Here is a 1869-nt window from a genome sequence, read left to right as displayed (position 1 = left end):
GCCGTAGGAGACAGAGGGGCCATTCCGCCCGAAACTACCATGAACGCCGTAGCCAAATGCGAGATGCGAGGACCCCTCTTCGATCTTCGACGGGACGCCCCCTGCCCGGATCGGCACCCCCGAAGATTCGCCCCCAGGCAGCCTAATGCTTGAAAAACGGGACTGGTACCATTCCAACACCCGTCCGGAGCAGTCGGCCGAGCGAGTCCCTCACGGGCTCGCCCGCCTGCTCCGGACGGGTGTTGGAATGGTACCGGTCCCGAATGGCCCTAAGTTAAGGTGAATTAAGCACGGATTTCTTAACTACTGGCACTGTAGTAGCTACTGGGTATGAATGACTTCCAGAGTTCCGATGTTCACGGGTTGGTCGAGATCAACTTTCGGGCGTGCACCGCTGCGGACGGGCACGGCGATGCGTCGCAAGAGCGACGGCCTTTCCTCTCTTTGCACCCGCCAGGCCGAGGAGACTTTTGGCGCGCTTCTTCCCGCCCGCCTCCTCGCTGCCCCACCCGGCAGACGCAGCCGGATCTTCACGACCCCGGTGGTCTTCTGGACCTTTCTCTGCCAAATCCTGGGTAGCGAATCCTGCCGTAGCGCCACCGGTGCTGTACAGTCGCTACTCAGCCACCTGGGCAAGGCGCTTTGTTCCTCAAGCGACGCTGCCTACTGCATGGCACGGGCGAAGCTTCCGATCCGAATGCTCATCGCGATCCAGCGTCACATCTGCGCCGCACTTTGTCCGCGTCGTGGCGCGCGCACCTTCGTCTTTGACGGCTCCACCATCAGCATGCCCGACACTCCCGAGAACCAAGCCCGTTGGCCTCAGTCGGGGGCACAACAAACCGGTGTAGGATTCCCGATCATGCGCATCGTCGGACTCTTCGACCTTGCCACTGGTGCATGGATCGCCATGGCGCGCGGCACCCTCGCCGGCAGCAAGCGTGGCAGCGAGCGAATCCTTTGGAGACGGCTTTGGAAGCATCTCCAGGCCGGCGACACCGTGATCGCCGATGCGGGTTTCTGCGACTGGTTCAGCCTGGTGCTGCTCCAACAGCGTGGGATCCGCCTCGTCATACGCAACAACGGTCGCCGCAAGCCCTGCCCCAACGCCACACGGCTGGGCAAGGGCGACTGGATCGAGCGCTGGCGCAAGCCTGCCATCAAGCCGGCCTGGGTCACCCGTGAGGACTACGATTCCCTCCCGCAGTCCATTGCCGTCCGGGTCGTCACCGCGACGGCTCCGCAGCACTCGGGCTTCCGAACTCAAAAGCTGGAACTGATCTCCACGGTCACCGATCCCGCAGAGATGGGCGCGGAAGAAATCGCCGGGCTTTACCTCCGTCGCTGGGATGTCGAACTATTCATCGACGATCTCAAGACCAGTCTCGGGATGGACATCCTTCGCACTCGCAGTCCACACATGATCTACCGAGAACTGCTGATGCACGTCATTGCCTACAACTTGCTTCGTGCGCTGATCCGACAGGCGGATGATCCCCGGCGGATCAGCTTCAAGGGCAGCCTCGACCGCGTCAACAAATGGCTACCGGTGGCAATGGCGACGACCAGTCGGAAGACCCGCAAGCGACTCATCGAAGACCTGCTGGAAACCATGGCCGAGGATCTCGTAAGGGAACGTCCGAACCGAAGGGAGCCGCGACTCAAGAAACGAAGACCGAAGCCGTTCGGGTTGATGACCAGACCTCGTGGAGAAAGCATGGAAATCCCTCATCGATCCAAATACCGAAAATCCTTAACTTAGGGCCATTCGGGTCAGTCCTCGCGCGTTAACTTTCAGGGTTGTTGCTACGGTGCTCATTGTAGTTTAGGGCGGAACGGCCCGCTTCTTTCCTTCGGTTTCCTGAACCC

Annotated in this window: 1 protein-coding gene; it reads left to right on the top strand. The window is 60.9% G+C overall.

The window, feature by feature from the left end; translation table 11 throughout:
* The first annotated feature begins 334 nt into the window (after positions 1-334).
* Positions 335-1762 carry an IS4 family transposase gene (locus ACG2LG_RS23780; protein WP_396263351.1) on the top strand — a complete coding sequence of 476 codons (1428 nt, stop codon included), beginning with the start codon at positions 335-337 and terminating at the stop codon, positions 1760-1762.
* The last annotated feature ends 107 nt before the right edge of the window (positions 1763-1869 follow it).

Source organism: Haloferula sp. A504 (assembly GCF_044385805.1).
In the GTDB taxonomy this organism is placed as follows: Bacteria; Verrucomicrobiota; Verrucomicrobiia; order Verrucomicrobiales; family Akkermansiaceae; genus Haloferula.
Note: the sequence above shows the minus strand (reverse complement) of the source record. Positions and strands in the feature narration are given on the sequence as shown.